This is a genomic window from Marinobacter sp. DS40M6 (genome assembly GCF_028581595.1).
GTDB lineage: Bacteria > Pseudomonadota > Gammaproteobacteria > Pseudomonadales > Oleiphilaceae > Marinobacter > Marinobacter salarius.
In genome coordinates, this window is record NZ_JAFCAE010000002.1 from 98299 (window position 1) to 124365 (window position 26067).

A 26067-nucleotide genomic window follows, 5' to 3' on the forward strand; every position below is an offset into this window, starting at 1 on the left:
TAGTGCCTGACGATGAAAACCCTTAAAACGCACTCAAGAACTGGAGTAGATTCCCATGTCAAAAGGTAAAGGTAGCTCTCGTCCCTCCAACGGTCATCCGGGCGGCAACTGGCCAAGCACAACCGGCCGGCCATCTGGAGGAGGCCGAGGTAACGCCCCTTCCAAGGGTAAGTAACTATGCAAGATCAGGCCGCTGAAATGTCGGCGGCCTGTTTCTGATAGTGGCTCCAGTATTTGCTGTAGAACCCGATCGCGTTGAAACGTTGAAGATCTGGATGCGCACTGAAAATTGAGGAAAGGGTCGCTTCTTCTTCATCGATCAATCGCCCCCATGCCAGTGCAGCCTGGGCTTTCATCCACGCCAGATAATGGTCTGAGTCGTGGCCGGCACAGAGCCTGGCAATGAATGTTTCCAAATCCGATAAATCGGGGATAGTGCCACTCCGCCATCGTTTCAGTTTGCGATACTTGAGCATTGCCAGTGTGTACCCTGCAGGAGAAACAAACTCCTCTCCAGCTGAGTCACCAGGCAACGGCAGGTAGCTGGCCATTCGTCTGTAGCTAAAGTCGCAACCATTAAGCGCAGACAATCGATATTTCCAAACCTCAAATAGCCGAATTAAGGGTCTGTCCTGTTCAGACAGAGCTTCCAGAGCCGATGATCGGGGAGCAATATCTCCCACAAATCCCTGATCGACCAACTGTTGTTTGTGCGCCTCATACGCCCCTTGCACAACAAGATAGTCGGCCACATCCAAAGCCAACTCACAGAGCAGCGTGTAGTAGAAATCAACTCGCAGTTGGTGGTTAACCAAGTTCAGTATGCTCTTTCCGCTGCGCCACTCTGCGCTTTCTGGATCTCTGGCTGTGTGGTCGATCTCGGCGATCAACGAGATGAGTTCCGGATCTATGAGAGTGTACTCCCTCAAGAACTCTTGACCCCGTCGAATCCAGACGGCGGGGTCATGCTGTTTATTCGGCTGTCGGCAGGTCTCCTGTTTGACCCAGTCGAGAAAAGACTTCTCTTGGGCCATCCGCTTCTCAAGGAAGCTGGCAACCCTGGATCCCTTGAGGGCCGAGCCAATTTTCGACTTGTCAGCACCCGCCAGTGCAGCTACCCACGAGGAACCATTGTTCTTCAATTGGAGGCCGTTCCAGGGCTCCACTGCAGCTTCGATTGATTCCAGGAACTGCTTGTCGGGAATACTTGCTTGCCAGACGCGTTGAATTTTCATCGCGGCGCCCCGTGTTACGGGTTCGCTTTCAGCTTTCTTCAAAGTGGTACGGTGCGGTGCTTTGACCCCGGCAGTGTTCGCCATTGTCTCCACCAGCCTAGGGAAGGAGCCCGAATCGCCGAGCGCGATTTTAAGAAAATCCGAAACATGAGGCAGAAAAAACACGTCAAGGGGCGGGAGCGTCACCATGGTTCCATTCTTCATACATCCCTCAGTACAGCAGAGGCACCGGAAACCTCAGAATTTTCTGACGTTGCCACAATTGATCATATTTCGAAAGGCTCGTGGCCATCATTCCTCAGTAGTCTTTGAAGTGTCGATCAAATGACGCTGCCAGTATCAACAAACAAAATCCTGGGGAGCAAGCGCATGAAAACCGGAATTCAGAATACCAAGAGCTTCTCTTACCTGCTGGCGCTTGCCAGGGGTGCCTATGCAGGCAATATGGACGCAACCAAGAATTTGGCGCGCCAGCTTCGCCATGCATCGAACGCCAAAGCGGTACTACGCCAACTGAAACAGCAACTGCACCAGGACCAAATTAAACGGGAGAAGATGGCACTGAAGCGTCGCGCTGAGCAAGAGAGAAAACATTGTGATCGCTTTCCACCAACACACCCGCTGTTCCGGAAAAGCAGAGCCACCGGGGGCCGGAAGAATCATGATGCAATGAAAAGAGCGGTATTGTGTGGCGGGTTCGAAACGAACAGAACCCGCCATTAGCCACGATGTTGATGCAGAGCCCTTAACTGCCAAGGCCCTCTTCATAGGCTTGCAGGTCAGTCTCTCGCCACCGAGCAGTCTTGGGAGCGAGCTTGACCGGTTTCGGAAAGCGCCCTTCACGAATCCAACGCCAGATGGACTTGGGAGAAACGCCGTAACGATTGCTGACTTCTTTGATGCTGTAAAACACGTTATGTACCTCATTACGATTAATTGGTACTCAATAAGTTAATCGGTAACAAGGGTCGGTTGGCGCGTGTAATTGCTAGAAAACTGCAGAAACTCAGGATTTATGTTAATAATCCTCTTGCCGTCGTTTCCGTGGCAACTTTCCTGTGTATGCATACCTGGCGTAGGCGTTGAGCAATTGCAGGCGACGATCCAAGATCTGTTCGCTCAGATACGCTGCGCGGGTCTCATCGCTGTCCAGATGCGCCAAACTGAGCTCGGAGACCACATCATCAAAATCTGTCTTGGCCGCGGCAAAATTTTTGAAACAGCTTCTCATTCCATGTGCACACGCGATCTTGTTATACCGAGGGTCCATAAATCCTTTGCCGCCAGCCTTCAAAGACTCTTGATGAACTGCCTTCACAGTGTTGTTCAGCGCGTTCTCGCTGATCTGCGCTTTTTCTTTGTAACCCGGAAATACGTATCGTCCGGACCGAGGCATGCTCCGGAGGATTTCTATTGCCCTTGGCACCAAAGGCACCACGTGGAGCTCATTCGGGTTCCTATTCTTCATTTTCGAGCCTGGAATCGTCCAAGTTCCCTCGTCGAGATTGATTTCCGGCCATTCAGCAAATTGAACCTCTGTCGGTCTAGCGATAGTCAGTATTTGAAATTCCAATGCACGGGAGGGCGTCGTGTCTCGCTCCAGCAGGAACTTCATAAACTCAGGCAAGTCATGATGCCGCATCGCAGGCTTATGCCTCGTGTGGTGGATACGCTTTGCCGGTGGCAGCCAGCCATCCAGATTGTCGTCCCAATCTGCAGGATTCTTCCCGGAAACCAAGTTACGAGATGCCGCCAGCTTCCAGACTTGGGCGATAGTCTGACGAATTCTGGTGGCCGTTGGTGTTTGGGTGGTCCAAAGCGGATTCAGAACTCGTACGATGTCCTCAACGATGAGGTCGCCGATTTGGGTATCACCAATCTCCCCCAGACATCGATCAATCGACTTCCGTAAGCGGTTTCGCTGCCGCTGCGGGTTCTTGCCGCGAAAAGTCACCTCTTTAATCTTGTAATATTCCTCCGCGAGCTCTCCGAAGGTGACTTGTTTCCGCTGACGCTCACGGTCTCTGGCCTTTCGCTCTTGATTCTGCTCAACAGGATCTACGCCATTGCGGATTTCCTCCTTTTTCTGGCGGGCCTGCTCTCGCGCCTCTCCTAGGCTCACATCGGGATAGCCTCCCAGGCCAATCTCGCGACGACGGAGGCCCACCGTCGTGACCAGAAGCCAAGAGCGTGAGCCGATTTCCTGTCCAGCCGCTGGCGGACGACATTGCAAAACTAGACCGTCTACCCCACCCACCCTGTGATAAGCAACACAAGGCTCTCCGGCTTTTCGCGTTTTACTGTCCTTTTTCACTACCCCATGGCGGAGGTTGCGAACTTGGGCAGGCCCCATTTCAGGCACTTTTTTTGGCATCGTTTAGCTCCACACTTCAATCTACCCTTCATCCTACCCCTCAAAACACCTGTCGCAAGATGGGTAAATGTGTCTATAAACGATACCACCAAAAACTCATCTAGCAATACTTTTTGTTTTATTACAGTATCTTAGTTACCAGCTGAGACATTCTGAGCACAAATTAGATATTGGTGTGGAACCTGCCGGGGGTACCATGCCAGCAATAAAATCATATGGTTAGAGATCTGCCTCTGGGACTTTGCTGATTCCGGTGTGCAATGACGCAATGAGAGGGCACGCGATGTCCCCTTTTTGCTCATGACATCGAGCGACCATATCGCTCAGAACACTCTCAATCCTCACCAGCTTTTTGATCTTTCCACGTACAGACTGCAGTTTGTGCTCGGCCAGGACACTGGCTTCCTGGCAGTGGGCACCATCTTCCAGCCGAAGCAGGTCGATAATCTCATCGAGACTGAAGCCCAGGTTCTGCGCCGATTTCACGAACGTCAATCGATCGATATCGGCAGAACCATAGCGTCTGATCCCACCGGGAGGACGCTGGGGTTCCGACAACAGGCCCCGCCGCTGGTAATAGCGAATGGTCTCGACATGGACACCGGCCGCCTTGGCCAGCCCACCGATGGTCAGTGGATTTACTTTATTCACCATGCGGGCTTACTCCGTAGTTGACTACGGCATCAGTTTACGTCATCAAACAAGGTCACTAATAGAGCATTTGCCCATGCTATCCAAGGGTTGCCTTGCCTTATCCCGCGCAGCAGGATAGTTGCTTGACATCCTTGGTAAACGTTTGAGCGCACAGCTTCAAACCTTCTACCATCGTCAGGTACGGGAACAGCTCATCGGCAATCTCGTTGACAGTCATGCGCGCACGAAGCGCCATCACCGCGGTCTGGATCAGTTCGCCGGCCTCACCCGCCACGGACTGCACACCCAGTAACCGCCCGCTTTCACGTTCCGCGACCATTTTAATGAAGCCTCCGGTATCAAAGTTGACCAGGGCCCGTGGCACGTTGTCGAGGGTCAGGGTACGGCTGTCGGTGACGTAGCCACTTGCCTCGGCGTCGGCCTCGGATAAACCGACGGTCGCAATCTGTGGCTCGGTAAAGACCACCTCCGGCATGGCACTGAGATCGAGCCGTGCATCACCACCGGTCATATTGACTGCTGCTCGACTGCCACCCGCGGCGGCGACATAGACAAACTGCGGCTGGTCGGTGCAGTCCCCAGCAGCATAGATGTCGGGCACGGTGGTACGCAGACCGTCATCAACTAAAATCGCCCCGCGGGCAGTCTCGACGCCGATAGCCTCCAGGTTCAGTCTGTCTGTGTTCGGTGTGCGTCCCACGGCCACCAGCAGCCGATCGGCGCGCAGCTCTCCCACGTTTGTGGCGAGCACGAACTCCTCATTGGTATAGCGGATCTGGCTCGCCTGCGTGTCATTCAGAACCTTGATACCCTCGGCCTGGAACGCGGTTTCAATGGCCTCGCCAACAGCCGGGTCCTCACGGGAAAACAGCCGGCTACGCGCCAGGATGGTCACCTCGCTGCCCAGCCGGGCAAACGCCTGTGCCAGCTCCACTGCCACGACGGACGCCCCGATGACAACCAGCCGTTCCGGAATGGTGTCGCTGGCCAGTGCCGTGGTGGACGTCCAGTACGGCGTATCGGACAGGCCCGGAACCGGGGGAATGGTAGGCCCCGCACCGGTACCAATGAACGCTCTGTCAAAGCGTACCTCGCGTTCCGTGCCGTCGGTTCCAGTCACTGTCAGCGTATTGGCGTCGGTAAAACGGGCCTCACCCTGCAGGACAGTGATCGCCGGATTGTCTTCGAGAATCCCCTCATATTTCGCGTGACGAAGCTCATCGACCCGGGCCTGTTGCTGGGCCAGTAACCGGGGCCGGTGAATAGAAGGCTCGACCGCGGCAATGCCCTCGTCGAACGGACTGGCGCGACGCATGTGGGCCACGTGAGCGGCGCGGATCATGATCTTCGAGGGCACGCAGCCGACATTGACGCAAGTGCCACCGATGGTGCCGCGTTCGATCAGCGTCACCCGGGCTCCGCGTTCCGCCGACTTCAAAGCGGCGGCCATGGCACTACCGCCACTGCCAATCACGGCAATGTGCAGATCGTTATCACTCATAAACACTACTCCTGCTTCGCCCCGGACTGCATCAGTGTGGACGGGTAGCCCGCGTTGGTCGTGGCCTCAGTTATTGCTTCAACGGAGGTTTTTTCATCGTCGAAAGTAACCGTCGCATCACGCTCCTCATAACGGACCTGCACAGAACTCACCCCATCGACCCTCTTGAGAGCGGCTTTGACGGTGATCGGGCAAGCCGAACAAGTCATTCCGGGAACCGACAAGGTCACCGTCTTTTGCGACGCCAAGGCAGGCATGCTGAACAGCGTAAACAGTACGGCAGTGATCAGGGACTTTTTCATGATGTATGGCCTCTCAGTAAAATAGCGGTAAGACGAAAGGGAATGCCAACGCGATCAGTACGAGCAACGCGACGATCCAGAAAGTGATCTTGTAAGCGGTGCGCACTTGCGGTACTGCGCAGACCTCGCCCGGCTGGCAATCCTGTGCAGGCCGGTATATCCGACGCCAGGCAAAGACCATCGCCACCAGAGCAGCACCAATGAACCACGGCCGGTAAGGCTCCAGAGCAGCCAGGTTGCCGATCCAGGCACCGGAAACACCAAGGGCGATCAGGACCAGGGGGCCAAGACAGCAGGCCGATGCGAGCACTGCTGCGATCCCGCCTGCGACTAAAGACCCGCGACCGGATTTGGACTCTGATTTCAACTCTGACATTACGACGGTTCCTTTCATGACTTTGCTGGCTATCTTCAAAATACTTCCGTAGTCGGCTACGGAGTCAAGCCCTGCACTCCTATGGAATGTTCAGCACTCTTGACCCCGTACCGTGGTACGGGCACTACTCTTATTATTCGAATCTACTGGGTGGGGGTTCTGCCATGACAGACATGACCATTGGCAAAGTGGCTGACGCGGTGGGTGATTGACCAGTTACGACAAATCCGCCAGAGACTTGCGGCACTTGTGGACCGTTGTCCCGGTCAAGGTCCGTTGCAGTGCTGTTCCATATTTGATGCGCTGGAGCAAACTGAGGGCTATTCCACAAGCATCATGAACAAGACAGAGTAATTCCTTAACGCCGTATCTTGGTACGGAGTCTACCCTTGAAACACAGCTTCATCTCACCAGAGGGACGCGTCATGTTAAAGAAATATTTCTTGGTTTTAGCGGCCTTGATCTTCAGCGTTGCCGCGCTGGCCGCCGACAAAAGCTACGTATTGGGCGTGGACGGCCTGGCCTGTCCCTTCTGTGCCTATGGCATCGAGAAACGTCTGAATAAAGTGGATGGCGTCACCGGCGTGGAGGTGGACGTTGGGAAAAGTACTGTGAATGTCACCCTTGAGGAGGGCAAGACGCTCTCGGAGGAGCGGGCACGTCAGGCTGTTGAAGAGGCCGGCTTCACGCTGCGCTCCTACTCAGAGGCCGACGGCGAAACAGGAGGCAGCGATGCGAAATAACAACCAGTCAATCGGCTTGTCCCTGCTGGTCGGAGCCCTGGTACTGACCGGTGTGCCTTCGGCACAAGCCGCACCCAACACCTTTAACACGGCTCTGCCCGTGCCGCAGGGTGAAACCATCTGGCGGGAGCAACTGGTCTTACGAGAGCGTTCCGATGATGGGCCTATGGATCGCGAGGTTTCGGTCCAGGCTCTGGGCAGTGTCCTGGGTTATGGCATTACCCCGAAGCTGGCGGTGTTCGGCGTTGTCCCTTACTTTTTCAACAAGGCACTGGACGTCACCACGCCCATGGGCCGGATTGAGCGCGATACCGGTGGCATCGGCGACGTCTCGCTGTTCGGGCGCTACACGGCTTACCAGGACGACTTCACCGGCGGCACCTTCCGGATCGCGCCGATTTTCGGGCTCACTGCACCAACCGGGGACAGTGACGACCGCGATCGTTTCGGCGAACTGCCACGTCCATTGCAGGTTGGTGACGGAGCCTGGGATGGGTTTGGCGGCGTGGTGGCCACCTATCAGACGCTGCAGCACCAAATGGACGCGCAGTTACTTTACCGAGAAAACGGGCGCCACGACGGCTTCGCCCACGGCGACGAGACCCGTCTCGACGCCTCACTGCAATACCGGATCTGGCCGCTCAGCCTTGAAGGCATCTCCGGCACACCAGGCTTTACCTATGCACTACTCGAATCCAGTTTCGTTCACCGCGAACGCAACGAGATTGGCAGTGGTACCGATGCCAATTCCGGCGGTACCCAATGGCTGCTGGCGCCGGGCGTGCAATACATCACCCGGCGTTGGGTCGTCGAGGGCACGGTACAACTGCCGGTGGCCGAAGATCCCAATGGTGATGCCATTCAGGACGATTACATTGTACGCGTTGGCTTTCGCCGCAATTTCTAGGGATTGAGGACATCATGAAAAAGGTTGGACAATGGCTGGCCTACACTACGCTCGGGCTGGTGGCAGCTCTCACCCTGCTTGGCTGCGTGGGCGGAGCCATCAACTGGAACCAGGAACCGCCCTACTCGCTGACGCTTACCTGGGGCGAAAAAGGCAGTGGCCCGGGGCAATTCAACGACCCCACCGGGGTTGCGGTAACAGACACCGAAGTGTTCGTGTCCGATGCCCGCAACGGGCGTATCCAGGTTTTCGATCACCAAGGGCACTTCAAGCGTGAATTCGGTACACCCGGCGATGGGATCGGTGAGCTCGGGCGCCCCATGAACCTGACCATTCACAACGACAAACTTTACGTGCCGGAGTACATGAACGACCGGATTCAGGTGTTCAGCCTGACTGGCGAGCCGCTGAGGATCATTGGCAGCTCCGGCAAGGGGCCTGGCCAGTTTAATGCGCCCGGCGGTGTTGCCGTAGCGGATAACGGTGATCTGTTCGTGGCGGACTTTTATAACCATCGTGTACAGCATTTGCGGGCGGATGGCTCTTTCGTACAACAGTGGGGAACAACCGGTGTGACAGGCAGGGGTGCCGGGGAATTTACCTATCCTACCGATGTGGCGCTCGGAGAGGATTCGGTCCTCTACGTAGCAGACGGTTACGGTAATCGAGTTCAGGTCTTCAATACCGGGGGCGACTTTCTGCGCAAGTGGGGAGGCCCCTTCGCCATCGGCCTTTACGGGCCGTTCAAGGGCTGGTTCACAACCACAACCTCCATCGCCCTGGGGCCCAACGGTGAGGTCTTTGTGGCCGACTTCTACAATGACCGGATCCAGAAATTCACGGCTCAGGGCGACTATCTCACCGCATTCGGAACGACGCCCAGCAACCCCGGCCACACGGCGATGGCAGTTGCCGTTGGCCATGATGGAGCAGTGTGGAGCGTGAATTTTGCCGACAACCGGGTCGGGAGGTGGCAGCCGGATTAAGTGGTCTGATGCTCAGCCATCCCGTGGATCAGACCGTGATGGTTCGGTGTCCCGCTGTCCCGGAAAGACTCGGCAAATCCGGAACAGAATGGTCGGCCGTCCCGCCCCGTTGTGACGTGTGTATGCACCCGAAAGACCCGGTTGATCAGGGGCTCGGTAATAACCTCTCCGGGGCTACCGATGGTGTCGAGCTGGCCGTCCGCCAGAACCGCAATCCGGTCGGCAAACTGTGCGGCCTGATTCAGGTCATGCAATGACATCACCACCGTCAGTCCGTGCTCACGATTTAGCTTGGACAGCAATTCCAGTACTTCCAGCTGGTAGCCCCAGTCCAGAAACGTGGTGGGTTCGTCCAGCAGCAGAATGTCGGTTTCCTGGGCCAGAGCCATGGCGATCCATACCCGCTGCTGTTGCCCTCCGGACAGCGCTTCCACCGGCCGCTCCGCCAAATCCGAAACCCCCGTCATTGCCATGGCATCGAGGGTAGCGTTGTCGTCGGTGGTGAGGTTGCGCTGCCACCATTTGCGGTGTGGGAAACGCCCCAACGCCACCAGATCCTGAACCCGAATGCCATCGGGAACGATCGGTTTCTGGGGCAGCATGGCGAGCCTGAGGGCCAGTTTGCCCCGGTGCCATTGGTCAACCGGCTGGTCGTCCAGGTAGACCTGACCGGTCCGGGCCGGCAGCAGGCCCGCGAAGCTTTTCAGCAAGGTACTTTTACCAGAACCGTTGGGGCCCAGCAGGCAGGTAATCCCACCCTCGGGAATGGCCAGCGAGACGTTGTCCACGACCGGCTTGGAGCCATAGGCAAGAGAGAGCTGCTCGGTTCGTAGCATGGAGAATCCCGGCCTCAGGGTTGACGCGATAACAGATAAAGAAAGAACGGTACACCAATGACGGCGGAAACCACACCCACGGGCACTTCGTAGGGCGTAAACAGCGTCCGGCCGAGTAAATCCGCCAATACCGCCAGCACCGCTCCCAATAGTACACACAACACCAGTTGGACCGGAAGGTTGGCCCCCGCCAGCCGTCGGCTGATGTGTGGAATCAGCAAACCAATGAAGCCAACCGGCCCCACCACTCCCACGGCACTGGCCGCCAGCAAGGTGGCAATCAGCAGCGCAAAGGCGCGCCAGCGGTTCAGGCCCAGGCCCAGAGTGCGAACGTGTTGATCGTCAAGCTGCATGACTTCCAGGGGACGCACTAGCACGCCGACACCGACCAGACCAATAACCGTCCATGGCAGCAACGTGCGGAGGTGCTGCCATTCGGCGCCGTACAGTGAGCCAGCCAGCCACTGGGCCACCAGTTCAGTATGGGCGTGGCCCCAGAACGCCAGCGCACCGGTGGTCAGTGCATGCAACATACCGGCAATGACCGCACCGGTCAGCGTCATTTTGACCGGCGACAGCTGGCCATGCCGCATGCCCAGGAAGTACACCGCAAGCGCCGTTACCAGCCCGCCTGCCATGGCAAACAGGGGCAAATATTGAAGGGCAAACGACGTATTGTTGTAAGGATCGGCACTGGACACCAACCAGTCTCCGATAATAAAAGCGACGACCGCCACCAGGCTGGCGCCGGCGGAGATGCCGAGAATGCCGGCTTCTGCCAACGGATTGCGGCTAAGCAACTGTAACAGCCACCCTGACAGGGCAAAGTGAATACCAATGAGGGCGCCGGTCAGCGTGCGGGGCAACCGTAATTCGAAGACCACTCGCTGCACGTGTTGAGTGCTGTCACCGGTCAGCCCGGCCCACACCTGGGACCACGTCAGGTCCACCGCCCCCAGCTGGACGCCCGCGACGATGACAACAACCAGACTGAGCCCGCCAGCCAGAAGCAGCCGGGCAACGGGGCCGGCGCCTGGAATCTGCATTCCACGGCGGTCTGCCCGAGGCGTGGTCGTAGACGGATGGGTCACGTTATGCGCTCCGGGGTGAGGTTCGCGAGTTAAGCAGATAGATCAGCCAGGGGGCCCCAATAAGGGCCGTCAGCATACCGACGGGTAGCTCCTGGGGAAAGGCCAGTTGCCGAGCCAGGATATCCGCCGCCAGCAACAACAACCCTCCAAACAGAGCACTCAGGGGCAGCCAGTGCTGGATCTGGTTGCCGGCCAGCCGCCTGGCAATGTGCGGCGCCACCAGTCCAATAAACACGATCGGGCCGGTGAAGGCGACCAGCGCGGCGGCCAGCAATAAGGCCAGCAGCAAAAATAGCAGTCGCCAGCGGCCGACCGACAACCCCATGGCCAGCGCCAGATCATCATCAAGTTGCAGTAAGCGGAAGGGTCTCTGCATCACAATCAGGGCACCGAGCGGAAGCAGCAGCCAGGGCAGCACCATTTGAAGCTGGAGCCAGCCCCGTCCCATCAGGCTGCCCGCCAGCCAGTAATACAGTTCCGCCGCCTCCGCCCCCGATACCAGCAGAAGGCCGGTGGTGAGTGCAGTAGCCAGCGACGTGACGGCGATGCCGGCGAGTACCACACGCTCGGGCTGAAGCTGACGGCGGCCAGCAATGGCAAACGTCAGAGCACCACCGAGCAGCCCCCCGGCAAGAGCCATCAGCGGCAGCCACAGTGCGCCCGGCGAACTCAGGGTTCGAAGCGACACCACCGCCAGGGCAGCAGAAGCAATCACGCCGGTGAGGCCGGGGGATGCCAGCGAATTCCGGGTAACGCCCTGCATGACGGCACCCGCCACCCCGAGGGCCGCACCACCAAGGATACCGAGCAGGTTGCGCGGCAGCCGCAGTTCCAGCACGGTGATGCGCGTCAGCAAGTCGCTGCTGCCGTCGATGGCTGACAGCAACAAGGTCGGTGACACCCATCGGGAGCCTGCCATCAGACCAACGAAGAACAACAGCACGAGGAGAAGTACCGTTGCTCCGTAAAGGCCCATGGGGCGTATGGCTGAATCGTCTCCCGTCATTTGTCGGGTTCCGACGTCAGCAGCAGTCGCTGTATGTCGTCCAGGATACGCTCCCGGGCAATCGGACCAGCACCTTCTTTCCAGTAATGCGGCACTTCGTAAACCTGGTCAGTACGCACGGCTTTGAGATAGGGCCAGATGGGGTTCATCGTGAACGCGCGCTGTCGGCTGGTGGGCAACAGCAGAATGGTGTCTGGATTCAGCTCCAGCAAGGCTTCGAGACTGATCCGGTAGCCTAGTGGGATGCCACTGTCCGGATTCGGCGGCTGGCCACCGACATTGTCGAAGCCCAGACGTTCCAGCAACGCCGTTGGCAGAAAATGATCGTAATAAACGAAGGGGGTTTCACTACCGCTGGTCAGCAGCGCCACCGTCTCGGCAGGCTTTGGTTTGTTGCGGTCCGCGAGTAATTGAACGCGATCACGAAAGCGGGTGTTGAGTGCGCTGGCTTTCGCCGGTGCCCCCAGCGCCTGCCCCGCCAACTCTACGCCCCGCAAGCTGTCCTGGACCGTGATCAGGTCCAGGGCCAGCATCGGGGCGATGGCTTCAATCTGGTCACCGTCTTTCTCGGTATAACGGCGAATGGCGATGACAAGATCCGGCCGGACCGACGACAGTACCTCCAGGTTGGGCTGATGTCGGGGGCCGAGCCCCGTCACCCCGTCTAACCGTGAGGCCAGGTAATCGGGCACGCCCTGAAGCCCGTAGTCGGTGACCGCAACCGGCGGTGTATCCAGCGCCAATGCGACATCCGCCCCAAAGGTCGAAATCGCAGCGGGCCGGGCCGCCGGTACGGACAACCGCAGGGTTTCCCCGCGGTCATCCGTCAACCGGATAGTCTCACCCTGCGCCCATCCTGACGCAGGCGATAGCAAAACAACGAGCAGGATCTTTGCGATCCGGTTCCGTAAGCAGGCCATCAGAAGTCGAGCTGTGCCTCAAGAATAAAGCTTCGGCCCGGCTGGGGCACACGGCCGACCGGGCTGACGTCCACGCCCCGGAAGTAGTAATCCTCATCCAGCAGGTTGTTGACGGCCAGGCCCAGGTTCAGCACACGATCACCGCCAACCGCAAAATCGCGACCGACTCTGGTTGTGACCAGATGGTAGTCCGGCAACTCACCGGCACTGCCATTGCTGGTTTCTTCTTCGGTGTTGTCCGCATCGCTGTAGCTTTCGCTGACGTAAACCCAGTTCAGGCTGGCGTCCCAGGCCTGGTAACTGTACAGCGCCTCCGCACTGACTTTATGGGTCGGTGCGTTGGGAAGTTCGTTGCCCTCGTTGTCACCGGTCAACTGCTCGGTGTCGAGGAAGGTATAGCCAAGGCCCAGTTCCCACTGACTGTTGAGGGCCCAGCGGTTCGACAATTCGACCCCCTGGTGGCGAGTTTCTCCCAGGTTCTCGAAACGACTGGTCGAGCTGTTAAATTGGATCTGATCCTCATAATCGATGCGGAACAAGGTCGCTGAAGACAGCAGCTCGGGGGTGACCTGCAGGCGCGCGCCCAGCTCGTGGTTCCACGCTGTTTCATTGGCAACTGCACCGTCACGGGTGGTCTGGGCAATCTGTACCGGCACCAGAGAGCGCTGGCTGTTGGCAAAGACAAACAGGTCATCAGACGCCTGATAGCCTACGGTCAGGCCCGGCAACAGCTCATCCGCGTTGTTTTCCTCGGTGTTACCAGTCAGGTTGTCACGGAAGTCCATGTCGACATCTTCATAGCGCAGGCCCGGTGTCACCGTCAGGCGGTCATCCAGGAACGACACAGTATCACTGATGTAAAATGCCATAGCCCGGGTGTCCAGGTGCCAGTCGCGCGCCACGGAACGGTTACCGGAGGAAAATTCCAGGCGATTAACGTCGAACTCCACGTCCTCGCTGACAAATCGTGCACCCACGGTAATGTCGTGGCGGCCGTGGCGAATAGCAAGCCGTGGTTCCGTGCCCAATACGGTGAACAATCGTGGTGAATCCGCGACATGGGTGGAATCCAGCCCCGGGTCCGCCCAGTGGCCGGTGCCGCTGAGGTTTTGGCCGAAGTAGAAGGTGCGGTCGGCATCGTGCACAAAGTTGCGCCATTGGAATTCCACGTTATCGGCCGGAGTGTATGTCCAGGTGAAGGTCGCGCGGCTCATGTCCGCTTCATATCCGTCATGTGGGCGCTGGCTCTGGGTGCGATCCTCTTCATAGGCTTGCGGTGTCAGGGCACCGGGCAGTTCGGCCTCGACGCGATAGTATTGCAGCTGGGTGGCCAGTTCATGCTGGTCGTTCAGGTAATAGCGGGCGCCCAGGATCAGGTTATCCACTTCGGTATCGGAGTGATCGCGAAATCCGTCGCCGCGCTGGACGTTGGCCTGGAACTGCAGGTCGAGCTTGTCGGTCGCCCGGCCGCCAACACGGTAATAGGTATCGGTAAAGACATTGCCGGTTTCTTCCGCAATGGTCACCCGCTCACGAAGGGTCTGGGAGGTTTCCGCCGGAATCGGTTTGGTGACGAAATTCACCACGCCGCCCACGTTGTTGGGGCCGTAGTGAACGGAGGCGCCACCCCGGACAATATCCACGACTTCCAGGCTCGGAAGTGTAACCGGGAAAAGCGACACGCCCACGTTGCTGTAGGGGCCGATGGCAATCGGGTAACCGTCCAGAAGAATCTGAAGCCGTTCACTGCGCAGCGGGTTCAGACCACGCACACCGATGTTGGGAAGGATGCCCGTGCCAGTTTCATCAAGCACCGTGAGCCCCGGAACCGGGCGCAGGGCGTCGTTCAGATTCAGCGCTCCGGTCGCCTGGAGCTGATCTTCCTCCACCACCGTTCGGGCCCCGGTATAGGTCTTCTCGGACTCTTCGGTCGGTGGACCAAGCCAGTCAGCGGTAACATTGAGGCCGGGTAGCTGAGTGGGCGCATCAGCCTGCTCCTGTGCCAAAGCGGACGCCGAGCCAACAGCCAGAAACGACACCGGGAGCATAGCTATGGCAAAAGACAGTCGATGGCGGCGCAGCGGCGTTGAAACTTCGGACTTTGACATTGGATTCTCCAGCACGTGTTATTAAATTTGATTGCGCATTTTACTGATAATAATTCGCATTACAATCAAAACAGATTGTTCCTGCCTGAAGTCCCGCTTCCCGGACTATTCGATGAAATATTCGTTTGGGTGGGGATGCATCAGAAACGCCTGATGGGAAATATTCCAGGCGTAGGCACTGCGTTTCGCCGTCCGTAGGCGGAGTGGCCATGTCGGGGACATGGCCGCTTACCTGATCTCCTTCTTCAAAGTGAATCGTTTCGTCGCTACCGGTTTCGCAAGTATTTGATCAGTGCCAGGATGCCCAACACCAGTAGCGTGATCAGCAGTAGCGGCATAATCATCATGGGCAGCATCATCCAGCCCATACCGGACATCATGGAGTTGCAGGCTTCCCAGAACCCACTCTCGGGGGCCGCTAGCGCAACTCCGGGTAACAGGATCAGTGTGAATAGCATTGCCAGTAATCGTTTCATGGTGAATCCCCTTCTATTTTGACACGCTGATGGCTTGCGTTGGTTGCAGGGCTTCGTATCTTGCCCAGGCATTAAATAGGTCGCGAATGACCGCTTCCCGAGTGAGCTTTACGCCAGTGAGCTGTCTTGCGCTGTTGATGGCGTTTTCCAGTCTGCCAGTGCCGCTGGCCAGCTCGTTCAGGCTGGCTTCCCAATGGGCACGCTGGTTGGGAAGATGTCGCTGGTCAAGAATTTCAAGGCGGCCGTAGCCAGCCTGAACGGACGCCTTCACATCACCAATTGACGCCAGCAAATCGCGGTGGGCTTGAGTGGTTTGCCACTGTCGCTGAGAGACTTCAGCCGCCGCTCTCCGAACGGCACTGTTCTGTCGTTGCCCGCTGAACGGAATCTGAACGCCCACGCCCACCGTCCAGCGCTTGCTTTCGTCAGCCCACAGGCTGTTGTAGCCTGCACTGGCTGAAAATGTGGGTCTGCGGTCGGCTTCCGCTGCATACAGCCGGGCCCGTGCTTTTGCGGTTCGTGCCTCCGCGGCCCGGACCAGCGGATGATCAGTTGCTAAAGGGATTTCCGCCACCATTGGCAAGCGGGAAGGCACGGGCAGCACCAGGTCGGATGGTTTCGGGCGACGCCCCAACAAAGGAATCAGGCTGGCGGAGAGGCGACCCTGTTCAGCCTGAAGCTCAACCAGTTGCGCATCCAGAGTGTCCAGTTCCGTTTCTATCCTGAGCAACTCGCTCTGGGTGCCTTCGCCGTATTCCAGTCTTTGCCGGGTTATGTCCGCTAATTGCTCCACTAGGGCGCGGGTTTCGTGATGCAACTCAATGGCCCGGTCCGAATACCACAAGCGGGCATAGGCCTCCTTAACGGAAGCAGTCAGTTTCCGTGTCTGCCACAGGGTGTCCTGTCTTGCCGCACGCACGCCCGCCTCCGATGCGCCACGGGACGCCGATAGCTGATCCGGCCACGGCAGTTTTTGACTGACTTCAAATCGGTGCCCGACCATATTGGGACCTTCAAGCGTTTCGGGTGCAATGCCGTACTTGACGACAGGGTCAGCCCAGGTATCTGAACCTTCCACGTCCGCCTCCGCTGCCTCGATTGCGGCCTGCTGCGCACTCAGGGAGGCGTTGTTGGCCAGCGCCTCCGCAATCCATTGCTCCAACGTTTCACGGGTTTCTGCCACAGCCGGCATCGAAAGTGCGATGAATGCCGCCAGAGTTGCCTGAGTTCCAAGGCGTCGAATCATTGGATCGCTCCTTTTTGGGCAAGCTTTTTCAAACGGGCGCGCTGCCAGAGATAGAAAATCACCGGAATCAGCAGCAGGGTCAGGATCAACGTGGTCACCATGCCACCGATCATCGGACCGGCGATGCGTTGCATCACTTCCGAGCCGGTGCCACTGCCCAGCATGATCGGCACCAGGCCAGCTACAATGGCCGCGAAGGTCATCATGATCGGACGCACCCGTTGCGCAGCCCCGTGGCTGATGGCCTGGCGCAGGGCATCCGCCGACAGTTTCCCGGGCTGATGTTCAACGGTCTCCAAAGCGTTGTGCAGGGACTGGTTCAGGTACACCAGCATCAGTACACCGATTTCTACCGCGACTCCGGCCAGGGCAATAAAACCGACGGCCACAGCCACGGACAGGTTGTAACCCAGCAGATACATCAGCCAGATGCCGCCGATCATGCCGAATGGCAGGGTGCCGAGGATAATGCCCACCTCGGTCAGGTTGCGGAAGTTCAGGTACAACAGAATGATGATGATCGCCAGGGTCAGCGGAACCACCAGCGTCAGGCGTTCCTTGGCACGCTGCATATACTCATATTGGCCGGACCAGGCCAGGGAGTAGCCGGCGGGCAGATCGATCTGTTTCTGCACCACGGACTGCGCTTCCCTTACCCAACTGCCCAGATCCCGGCCCTCGATATCCACCAGAGTCCAGCCATTGATACGGGCGTTTTCCGACTTGATCATGGGCGGCCCCTTGTCGATCCGGATATCCGCCACATCCGCCAGCGCGATACGCTGGCCGTTGGGTGTCACCATCGGCAGCAGGCGCATCTGCTCCACCGAATCCCGGTAACCCTGGGGATAACGCAGGTTGATGGGATAGCGCTCCAGACCCTCCACCGTACTGGCCACGTTCATGCCGCCAATCGCGGTACGTACGACCGATTGAATGTCTGCGATATTCAGCCCGAAACGGGCGGCAGCCTCGCGCTGTATATCCACCTTGATGTAGCGTCCGCCGGCCACCCGCTCGGAAAACGCAGAGGCTGTGCCGGGTATGTCAGTCAACACCCTTTCGAGCTCTTCCCCTATACCCTGGATTACCGCCAGGTCAGGGCCGGCCACCTTGATGCCCACCGGGGTCTTGATGCCCGTGGATAGCATGTCGATACGGGTTTTAATGGGCATGACCCAGGCGTTGGTAAGGCCCGGAAGTCTGACGGTTTTGTCCAGTTCGCGGCGCAGGGACTCCGGGGTCACGCCGGGTCGCCACTGGTCCCGTGGTTTGAACTGGATAAAGGTCTCAATCATGGTCAGCGGGGCCGGATCGGTGGCCGTCTCGGCGCGGCCGATTTTGCCGAATACCGTTTCCACTTCCGGAATACTGGCGATCAGCTTGTCGGTCTGTTGCAGAATCTGCCGGGCCTTGCCAATGGAGATACCGGGATAGGTGGTGGGCATATACATCAGATCCCCCTCGTCCAGGGGTGGCATAAATTCACTGCCCAGCTTGTTGGCCGGCCAGAAGCCGATGATCAACACCACCAGGCCTCCGGCAAGCATCAATGCCGGCCGTCGCAAAGCCCAGCCGATAATCGGCCGGTACAGGGCGATCAGCATCCGGTTGATGGGATTTCGATGCTCTGGCAATACCCTGCCACGGATGAAATAGCCCATCAGCACTGGAACGAGAGTGATGGCCAGCCCCGCTGCTGCCGCCATGGCGTATGTTTTGGTGAACGCCAGGGGCGCGAAGAGCTTGCCCTCCTGAGCCTCCAGGGTGAAGACCGGCAGAAAGCTCACGGTGATGATCATCAGTGAGAAAAACAGCGCCGGCCCCACCTCACCCGCGGCCCGCGACATCACGGCCCATCGGTTTTGCGGTGTCAGCGGGGTTCGCTCCATGTGTTTATGGACGTTCTCCACCATCACGATGGCCCCGTCCACCATGGCACCGATGGCAATGGCAATACCCCCGAGGGACATGATATTGGCGTTGATGCCCTGGGCATGCATCACCACGAATGCCGCAAGGATACCCACGGGCAGGCTGACGATGACCACCAGCGAGGAGCGAAGGTGAAACAGAAACACCGCGCAGATCAGGATGACCACCAGGAATTCCTGCAGCAGCTTTCCATACAGGTTGTCCACGGCGTTGTTGATCAGGGTCGAGCGATCGTAGGTGGGCACGACCTCTACCCCATCCGGGAGGCTGGCCTTAATCTCCTCAAGACGTTGTTTGACCCCCTGAATGGTTTCCAGTGCGTTTTCGCCGAAGCGCATCACCACGATGCCACCAGCCACCTCGCCTTCTCCATTCAGTTCGGCGATACCCCGACGTATCTGGGGTCCTAACTGGATATCTGCCACATCCTTCAGCAACAGGGGCTTGCCATTGTCATTAACACCCAGCGGTACCTGGCGCAGATCATCCTCGTTCTGCAGATAGCCGGTAACCCTGACCATGTATTCCGCCTCGGCCATCTCCACCACGGAGGCGCCGGTTTCCTGGTTGGCGCTGTTGATGGCGGCATGAATACGCTGCAACGTGATGTTGTGGGCGCGCAGTCGGTCTGGGTTCACCACGACCTGATACTGTTTCACCATGCCGCCAACGCTGGCCACCTCGGACACACCGGGCACGGTTTGCAGTTCAAATTTCAGGAACCAGTCCTGAATAGCCCGCAGTTCCGACAAGTCATGCTGGCCCGTGCGGTCTACCAGGGCGTAGGAGTATACCCAGCCAACGCCCGTCGCATCCGGCCCCAGCTCTGGTTTGGCGGCATCGGGCAATTCTCCGGCCACCTGGCTCAGGTACTCCAGTACCCGGGAGCGGGCCCAGTACAGGTCGGTGTCGTCATCAAAAATCACGTAAACGAAGGAATCGCCGAAGAAGGAATACCCCCGAACCGTCTTGGCGCCCGGTACCGACAGCATGGCGGTGGTCAGGGGATAGGTCACCTGGTCTTCCACCACCTGGGGTGCCTGGCCCGGATAGGGAGTTTTGACGATCACCTGCACATCCGACAGGTCCGGGATGGCGTCAATGGGCGTTTCCTTGACGGAATACAATCCCCACCCCGTCAGGATGAGGGTGGCGAGCAGCACAAAAAAACGGTTATGGAGTGACCACTGGATAATACGGTTAATCATGAGCTGAGTCCGGTCTGGTGATCGAAGTCACCTGCTGGCCCTTGCCAGCGGGCGTCAGGGTGAAGACCACCGTGTCATCCTTGCTCAGGCCATCCAGCGTTACTTCGGGCGCAACTGAAAATCCCATGGTCATGCTCGGCCAGTTCAGCGCCGGAATGGGCTCGTGATTCAGCGTTACCTTGCGTTTTTCAGTGTTGATCTCGGTAATCACACCCCGGCTCTGGATCGGGCCCGCGGCCTCGTTGGTGTCCATACCGGACATCGAATTCATACCGTTATCGGCCATGCTGGCGTTGTTTTGCTCCTCCGGTTCCAGGCGCAACATAGCGGCCTCAAGGCTAGTTTCTGAATCAATCAGGAACTGGGCGGACACCACCACCTGCTGCCCTTCCGTCAGCCCCTCGCGAATAACCACCCTGTCGCCTGCTTCCTGGCCGGTCTTGACGGGCACCGGACGAAAATAGCCGTCGTCTTCGGCCAGTAGCACGTGCTGACTGTCACTTCGCTGGATAAGCGCCGGGCGCGGGATGGTGAGCAAGTCCCCACCGATGGGAGCGTCCATGGTGAGAGTCACGAACATATTGGGGCGCAGCTGGCCATCTGGATTGGGGACGCGCACCCGAGCCCGCAGAGTCCGCGTCTTCGCATCCAGCTCTGGATAGACGTAATCGATGGTGGCTTCCCAACGGGTGCCCGGCATGGATGGCGTGGCGAATTCAACGGCCTGGCCGGTCATCACCAGCCCGGACTGACGTTCGAAAAACTCGGCGATCACCCACACCGTATCGCGGCTGCCGATGGCCATGATTTCGGTATCCGGGCGCACGTACATACCGGCACGGGCGGGCAAGGCGGCCACATAGCCAGAGCCGGGGGCAAACACGGTGATGCGCTCGCGGATCTTTCCGGTTTTTTTCAGGTTGGCGATCTGGGCGTCGGTCATGCCAAGCGCACGCAGTTTGCCGCCAGCTGCCCCCGACTGCGAACCCCGGCTCATGCGCTCAGACATCAGAAATTCCTGCTGGGCGTTTACCAGCTCCGGTGAATAGATCTCGTACAGCGGCTCACCACGGTTGACCGTTTCCCCCAGTGAGCGTACGTGCAGTACCTCAACCCAGCCGGCAATGCGGCTGTGAACGTGGATCAGTTGGTCTTCATCATCGGTGACGTAGCCCACGGTTCGAACCGGAACAGAAACCGCACCCCGGGACACCGCCTGGGTTCTAACGCCCAGATTGGCCCGGACGGCTGCGCTTATCGTCACCCCGCCGTCGTCCCGTCCGCTGTTTTCCTCGGCGTATACCGGCACCAGGTCCATACCCATGGGAGACTGGCCGGGCTTGTCACGGCGATAGTTGGCGTCCATGGGTGCCACCCAGTACAAGGGCTTACTATCAGATGATTCCTCAGCAGGGTTACCAGAACCGGCTGACTCAGACATCGGCATGGTTTGTTGACTGGTCAGCCAGCCAAGACCAAAGCCGATAGCGATTACTATCGCCACCAAGGCAATGCGCATTGATGTTTCCTCGTTTAAAGCTTATGAGCGCACGTTCGCCGCCCACAGGGCCGACTGAACGTGCAAATTAAAGACTCAGTTCAGGCTTTTGAGGAATTGGGGGGTGGTGTGAGGGTATCGAGGATGATGCTGAGATAGCCTTCATGGGGACGACGATGGGCGGGGTCTGACAGAGATTGCACCGGCGCGACTGCTTTTTCAGAAACCAGTGCACATAACATCGTACCGCAGTTGCCCTGATTGGCAGCGATAGCACAATCCACCGATGTCATATCGCCACAAGCCATATTCTGTTCTGAACGCCCGTTATTTGAGGCTAAACCAGCGTTGCAACAATCCATCGTCGCCAATTGGCTGAAACGGGCAGGATGTTCCGTTGCGTCTGCCGTAAATTGCCCAAATGCCAGCACCGGCTGTATTACCATGATCAGCAACAGCAGGTTAACAATGGCTTTAGGCGTTATTGAGCGTGGCAAGTGGAGTGACCTATATTGATGATTCTAAAAATGCTTTGACAAAAATGTGCGCATATCAAGACTTGGTGCGTATCACTAACCCGCCCCGACGGTTGATCACCATTACATGGGTTCGCGGCGGCTTACGCTGTGTTACTTCCATTCGCCAAGACGGTATCCTTAGAGTTGGCTTTAAGGTCAAGTCTTTTGTTGCCTGGATTTTAGTGGAGTGGGCCATGACATTACCCTCTCTGGGCAATAGCTTCGACAATCGGACAGTCGTCCATCGGCCCCTCGCCGGAACATGCCTCCAGAGAATCCGACAGGACCGCCTCAATGCGGGATAGACTCTGGATCTGATGTCGAATCTTCTCCAGTTGCTTTCTGGCGATGCGTTTGGCATCGGCTCGATCACCATTGGCATCCTGAAGCATCAGCAGTTCGCGAATCTCATCCAGGGTGAAGCCCCATTGCTTGGCGTGAATAATGAATTGCAACCGGGCAATCGCATCCTCCGGGTAACGGCGATAGTTGGACGAAGTGCGCGCAGGCTCGGGCATGAGATTCTCCCGCTCGTAGAAGCGGATTGCATGGCTGGCAACACCACTTTTTTCGGAGAGCTCACCGATATTGAACGTTTTCATCCACGCACCTCAGGCGTAATCTTGGAAGCACAGGGCTAACAATAACCTTGAAGTACACTTTAAGGTCAAGAGCTTTTCTGAAGGCCTAGCGCTTCTGGCTGCCGGACATGTTTGGCCTGGACCTGGAAAACTACGATGTGGAACTGAGCCTGCGCGCCACTCCCGACTCTGTTGGCATACTCCCCGGCCAACCCACTGAAGTATGGCGCTACAAGGCGGAATTGGAAAAGGGTCCGGACGATACGATCACAGAATGTAGCGGTGTCGTTGAAATAAAAACTGCTAGCATCCGGTGAACTAAACGATTTACTGGGTGTCACAGCCACTAATGTTCACAGTGTGGTGCTAGAAATCAGGATGACCGCAACAAACCGCCGAATTATGTCTCTGTTGCTATCACTGATTATGGTGATAAGCGGGCCGGCGTTGGCGATTTCCGAAATGGCCGGCGATCAGGCGGATGCGCCCATGATGATGGATTGCAGTTCCATGATGTCCGATGCAACCGGAACCAGCGACTCTGCCTCTGATGGCAGAGTCAGTTGTTTCACAGGTTCAGACATGGCCTGTCAGGCCGCCAACGGGCTGAACAGCTGTGGTGTCAGTATCGGTCTTTTGCCAACAGGCCCCAGCGGCTTGATTGATGCCGGTTCCCAGCCGGTTTTAAGCGCCCTTGAGAACGACTACCAAGATCCTTTCCTGGTTTCTATCACACCCCCTCCACAATTTCGCTCCTGAGTCTTAACCCGGACTTTTGCCCATTGCGGCAATGTCATTAACGTTAATTCTTACAAGAAAGCCTCGTGTTCACACCTATTCGTCACGAGTCTTTAACTGGAGCAAACCAAATGCGCAATTCAAATATCAAGCTTTCAATCACCGCTGCCATTTTCGCGGGTAGTGTTGCTTTCTTCTCTGTCTTCGCCCATGCCGAAGGCAACGGCATGATGGACCCTGACTCCGAGGAGAATGGAATGATGTCCTCCAAAGGCATGCACGGAATGGGTGGCATGATGGGCAGGATGTCCGACATGTCTTCGGAAGATCGCAAAGCGATGACGGAAGCCTGCATGAAAATGATGCAGAGCCATGGCGGCGATGAAATGAACATGAACGGCGGCGAGAAGGACCAGGACGCCTAAACCAAAACCCATTGCCCGGGGAAGCCAATGTGCCCGCCCCGGGCCTTGCATCGCCGATGACCGAATCACATCGAGGATTACCATGAAAACCAAGAAACTTGCCCTGTTTACAGGTGTAGCCGCTGTCGTTCTCGTTGCAGGCGCTAACACACTGGCAATCCAGGCTGGTGAGTCTGCCGAGCCATCAGCCGCAGTCGCATCCACTGCAGAGGCTGGCACAGCCATCACCATCTACAAGAACCCCAATTGCGGTTGCTGTCAGTCCTGGGCTGAGCATCTTGCGGCCAATGGCTTTGAGACCGACATTGTTGAAACCGACAACCTCAATCAAATCAAGCAGACTCATGGCGTGCCCCGCGAAATGGCGTCGTGCCACACCGCATTGATTGGCGATCTGGTGATTGAGGGCCATGTGCCGGCAGATGATATCGTCGCTTACCTCGAAAACCCGCAGTTCAACACCCTCGGTCTCTCTGTGCCCGGCATGGTCCAGGGCAGCCCCGGCATGGAAACCGGCCGGAAAGAGGATTATCAGGTCATCGCTTTCAGCGCCAATGGTCAGCAGCGCGTTTTCCGCGAACACAAGGATTACTGAGGAGAGCCAATAGCAAGAAAACTGGCCCCCATGAGTTAATAAGAGGCTCCTTCGTTCTGCACCATTTTGAACTTGCTTCAGGATAGACAGAGTGTTTTCCAGGCGTCATACGTGCTGAGGAAAACCTGCCCCGTGAGTTCCTCACAGAAATGAGTGCGGCGTAGACCGTCCATCACAGGGCCTTTCACCTCACACATATGCAGGCGTATATCCATAGCCTTGAGCCGGCCATTTATTGCCTCCAGGCTCTCAAGTGCTGAAGCGTCAATGGTATTTACCGCCTGACAAGCCAGAACCAGATTTTTCATCTTCGGTTGTTGAGACGTCAGCGCCATGACGGTCTCTTCCAGATAGCGTGCGTTGGCGAAATAAAGACTTTCATCAACTCGCAGGACGACGGATTTCTCGTCCGTTTCAACCGTGTGGCGCTCTACGTTTCTGAAATGCTCGGTACCCGGCACCCGGCCAACAATTGCACTGTGCGGACGACTGGTGCGATACAGATAAATCCCTATCGATAGACCCACACCGACCAGGATTCCGGCTTCAACGCCCTGAATCAGCGTAAGCACAATGGTTGCCAGCATCGCGGCGAAGTCCGCTTTTGAGTAATGAAAGGTGCGTCCAATGGCTTTTACGTCAATCAGGGTGCTCACTGCAATCATGATTGTGGCGGCAAGTGTCGCCTTTGGAAGGAAAGCGAGTATGCCGGTGAGTGTTAGTGTGGCAAGTGCAATCCCGACTGCGGTAAACATACCCGCAAGTGGCGTCCGGGCTCCGGCTTCATAATTCACAACCGAGCGTGAAAAACCACCTGAGACTGGAGAGCCCCCGCTTACGCCGGAACCTATGTTCGCCAACCCCATAGCAATCAGCTCAGAATTGGGATCGATCCTCTGGCGCCTTTTGGCTGCAAGGGTCTGGGCAATGGACACTGATTCTACAAATCCAACCAAGCTGATCAGAACGGCTGCGGGGACCAGAGCCGCCCATATGCTGGGGTCCATGGAAGGTAAACGGATCTCCGGTAGTCCGCTTGGAACTTGCCCCACCAGATTGACTCCGGCACTCCCCAAGTTAAAGTGCCAGGCCGCTGCTGTTGTCACAATAACCGCTGACACGGGGGCGGCTTTCGCAACGATATCTGCCCCCCGGGGCGCCAGACCGAGCCCGACCAGTGCATTTTTCAGATATTGGCGACACAGAAACAGGTACAGGAGAGTGCCGGCTCCAATAGCAAACGTGATCAGGTTGAAGGAGCCAAACTGGCTGATCAGGTTTGCACCCATTTCGATCAGATTGTGACCACCACCCTGTATACCGAGAACATGGCCAAGCTGACTGCCCGCAATAAGAATTCCGGAAGCGGTGACAAACCCTGAGATCACGGGGTGGCTCAGAAAATTTGCGATAAAACCAAGTCGCAAGACGCCCATGGCGAACAGAATCAGCCCCGACAGCGTAGCCAGTACAAGAGCGGCACCAACGTATTCGGGCGATCCTGTAACAGCAACGCCTCCTAACGCAGAGGCTGTCATCAGTGACGCCACTGCGACAGGACCAACTGCCAGCGTCGCACTGGTGCCGAATAAAGCGTAGACCACCAGCGGGATCATACTTGCATACAACCCAACTTCAGGCGGAAGCCCTGCCAACAGGGCATAGGCCAGGGCCTGAGGAACAAGCATGAGTGTGACGATAACCGCCGCAAGGCCATCGCTTAGCAATGTATCTCCACGATAACCTTTCAGCCAATCAACAATTGGCAAATACGCCGCAATTCGCTTCACCGTCAACCTTCCACGGCC

25 protein-coding genes are annotated in these 26067 nt (G+C 57.4%); 6 read left to right on the forward strand and 19 right to left on the reverse strand.

The features are described 5' to 3' along the window. Window positions 1–185: 185 nt before the first annotated feature. On the reverse strand, window positions 186–1439 hold the full coding sequence (locus JJO78_RS04450) for a hypothetical protein (protein ID WP_273622938.1): 1254 nt from the start codon (window positions 1437–1439) through the stop codon (window positions 186–188). Between the two features lie 165 nt (window positions 1440–1604). On the opposite strand from JJO78_RS04450, the gene JJO78_RS04455 reads away from it, so the two are divergent. Beyond that, on the forward strand, window positions 1605–1958 hold the full coding sequence (locus JJO78_RS04455) for a hypothetical protein (protein WP_273622939.1): 354 nt from the start codon (window positions 1605–1607) through the stop codon (window positions 1956–1958). 22 nt (window positions 1959–1980) lie between these two features. On the opposite strand, the gene JJO78_RS04460 is transcribed toward JJO78_RS04455, so the two are convergent. From JJO78_RS04460 to merT, 6 genes are all read right to left on the reverse strand, one after another. After that, a complete protein-coding gene (locus tag JJO78_RS04460; protein WP_273622940.1) occupies window positions 1981–2148 on the reverse strand; it encodes a helix-turn-helix transcriptional regulator in 168 nt (55 codons plus the stop codon). A 105-nt stretch (window positions 2149–2253) separates the two neighbouring features. Next, on the reverse strand, window positions 2254–3609 hold the full coding sequence (locus JJO78_RS04465; RefSeq protein WP_273622943.1) for a tyrosine-type recombinase/integrase: 1356 nt from the start codon (window positions 3607–3609) through the stop codon (window positions 2254–2256). 219 nt (window positions 3610–3828) lie between these two features. Beyond that, window positions 3829–4263: an Hg(II)-responsive transcriptional regulator gene (gene merR, locus JJO78_RS04470; RefSeq protein ID WP_036206363.1), complete on the reverse strand. Its 435-nt coding sequence runs from the start codon at window positions 4261–4263 to the stop codon at window positions 3829–3831. A gap of 97 nt (window positions 4264–4360) precedes the next feature. Beyond that, entirely contained in the window at window positions 4361–5764 is a 1404-nt protein-coding gene (gene merA / locus JJO78_RS04475; RefSeq protein WP_075194571.1) for a mercury(II) reductase, read from the reverse strand. 5 nt (window positions 5765–5769) lie between these two features. Continuing rightward, complete coding sequence (gene merP / locus JJO78_RS04480; RefSeq protein ID WP_075194570.1) at window positions 5770–6066, reverse strand: mercury resistance system periplasmic binding protein MerP; 297 nt, start codon at window positions 6064–6066, stop codon at window positions 5770–5772. Window positions 6067–6079: 13 nt separating this feature from the next. Beyond that, window positions 6080–6442 carry a mercuric ion transporter MerT gene (gene merT, locus JJO78_RS04485; RefSeq protein WP_273622945.1) on the reverse strand — a complete coding sequence of 121 codons (363 nt, stop codon included), beginning with the start codon at window positions 6440–6442 and terminating at the stop codon, window positions 6080–6082. 389 nt (window positions 6443–6831) lie between these two features. Here merT and JJO78_RS04490 point away from each other — a divergent pair, with 389 nt between their 5' ends. From JJO78_RS04490 to JJO78_RS04500, 3 genes are read left to right on the forward strand one after another with little or no spacing between them, the layout of a single operon-like run. Continuing rightward, window positions 6832–7185 carry a heavy-metal-associated domain-containing protein gene (locus tag JJO78_RS04490; RefSeq protein WP_273622947.1) on the forward strand — a complete coding sequence of 118 codons (354 nt, stop codon included), beginning with the start codon at window positions 6832–6834 and terminating at the stop codon, window positions 7183–7185. Beyond that, window positions 7175–8092, forward strand: a complete 918-nt coding sequence (locus tag JJO78_RS04495; protein WP_036206353.1) for a hypothetical protein — start codon at window positions 7175–7177, stop codon at window positions 8090–8092. Before JJO78_RS04490 ends, JJO78_RS04495 begins: the two co-directional genes overlap by 11 nt. A gap of 14 nt (window positions 8093–8106) precedes the next feature. Further along, a complete protein-coding gene (locus tag JJO78_RS04500) occupies window positions 8107–9078 on the forward strand; it encodes an NHL repeat-containing protein (protein ID WP_036206351.1) in 972 nt (323 codons plus the stop codon). Here JJO78_RS04500 and JJO78_RS04505 read toward each other — a convergent pair. From JJO78_RS04505 to JJO78_RS04555, 11 genes are all read right to left on the reverse strand, one after another. Then, on the reverse strand, window positions 9075–9914 hold the full coding sequence (locus JJO78_RS04505; RefSeq protein WP_273622950.1) for an ABC transporter ATP-binding protein: 840 nt from the start codon (window positions 9912–9914) through the stop codon (window positions 9075–9077). The two genes, JJO78_RS04500 and JJO78_RS04505, sit on opposite strands and share 4 nt — an antisense overlap. 14 nt (window positions 9915–9928) lie before the next feature. Continuing rightward, on the reverse strand, window positions 9929–11005 hold the full coding sequence (locus JJO78_RS04510; RefSeq protein ID WP_126810343.1) for a FecCD family ABC transporter permease: 1077 nt from the start codon (window positions 11003–11005) through the stop codon (window positions 9929–9931). Between the two features lies 1 nt (window position 11006). Then, window positions 11007–12011 carry a FecCD family ABC transporter permease gene (locus JJO78_RS04515; RefSeq protein WP_126810344.1) on the reverse strand — a complete coding sequence of 335 codons (1005 nt, stop codon included), beginning with the start codon at window positions 12009–12011 and terminating at the stop codon, window positions 11007–11009. Next, on the reverse strand, window positions 12008–12841 hold the full coding sequence (locus JJO78_RS04520; protein ID WP_126810345.1) for an ABC transporter substrate-binding protein: 834 nt from the start codon (window positions 12839–12841) through the stop codon (window positions 12008–12010). The genes JJO78_RS04515 and JJO78_RS04520 overlap by 4 nt, the downstream gene beginning before the upstream one ends. 89 nt (window positions 12842–12930) lie before the next feature. Then, window positions 12931–15039 carry a TonB-dependent receptor family protein gene (locus JJO78_RS04525; RefSeq protein ID WP_126810346.1) on the reverse strand — a complete coding sequence of 703 codons (2109 nt, stop codon included), beginning with the start codon at window positions 15037–15039 and terminating at the stop codon, window positions 12931–12933. 266 nt (window positions 15040–15305) lie between these two features. Continuing rightward, the gene (locus JJO78_RS04530; RefSeq protein ID WP_085681276.1) at window positions 15306–15515 is read right to left on the reverse strand and encodes a hypothetical protein; all 210 of its coding nucleotides are present in this window, start codon (window positions 15513–15515) and stop codon (window positions 15306–15308) included. 13 nt (window positions 15516–15528) lie between these two features. Beyond that, window positions 15529–16761 carry a TolC family protein gene (locus JJO78_RS04535; protein WP_126810347.1) on the reverse strand — a complete coding sequence of 411 codons (1233 nt, stop codon included), beginning with the start codon at window positions 16759–16761 and terminating at the stop codon, window positions 15529–15531. Further along, window positions 16758–19904 carry an efflux RND transporter permease subunit gene (locus JJO78_RS04540; protein WP_126810348.1) on the reverse strand — a complete coding sequence of 1049 codons (3147 nt, stop codon included), beginning with the start codon at window positions 19902–19904 and terminating at the stop codon, window positions 16758–16760. Before JJO78_RS04540 ends, JJO78_RS04535 begins: the two co-directional genes overlap by 4 nt. Further along, on the reverse strand, window positions 19897–21423 hold the full coding sequence (locus JJO78_RS04545) for an efflux RND transporter periplasmic adaptor subunit (RefSeq protein WP_126810349.1): 1527 nt from the start codon (window positions 21421–21423) through the stop codon (window positions 19897–19899). The genes JJO78_RS04540 and JJO78_RS04545 overlap by 8 nt, the downstream gene beginning before the upstream one ends. Before the next feature lie 80 nt (window positions 21424–21503). Next, a complete protein-coding gene (locus tag JJO78_RS04550; protein WP_126810350.1) occupies window positions 21504–21899 on the reverse strand; it encodes a hypothetical protein in 396 nt (131 codons plus the stop codon). A 221-nt stretch (window positions 21900–22120) separates the two neighbouring features. After that, window positions 22121–22522 carry a MerR family transcriptional regulator gene (locus JJO78_RS04555; protein ID WP_085681284.1) on the reverse strand — a complete coding sequence of 134 codons (402 nt, stop codon included), beginning with the start codon at window positions 22520–22522 and terminating at the stop codon, window positions 22121–22123. Window positions 22523–23370: 848 nt separating this feature from the next. Between JJO78_RS04555 and JJO78_RS04560 the strand changes: the two genes are divergently transcribed. Then, on the forward strand, window positions 23371–23664 hold the full coding sequence (locus JJO78_RS04560; RefSeq protein ID WP_126810353.1) for a hypothetical protein: 294 nt from the start codon (window positions 23371–23373) through the stop codon (window positions 23662–23664). 82 nt (window positions 23665–23746) lie between these two features. After that, window positions 23747–24259 carry a DUF411 domain-containing protein gene (locus JJO78_RS04565; RefSeq protein ID WP_126810354.1) on the forward strand — a complete coding sequence of 171 codons (513 nt, stop codon included), beginning with the start codon at window positions 23747–23749 and terminating at the stop codon, window positions 24257–24259. Between the two features lie 77 nt (window positions 24260–24336). On the opposite strand, the gene JJO78_RS04570 is transcribed toward JJO78_RS04565, so the two are convergent. Next, window positions 24337–26049 carry a SulP family inorganic anion transporter gene (locus tag JJO78_RS04570; protein ID WP_227517761.1) on the reverse strand — a complete coding sequence of 571 codons (1713 nt, stop codon included), beginning with the start codon at window positions 26047–26049 and terminating at the stop codon, window positions 24337–24339. Between the last annotated feature and the right edge of the window lie 18 nt (window positions 26050–26067).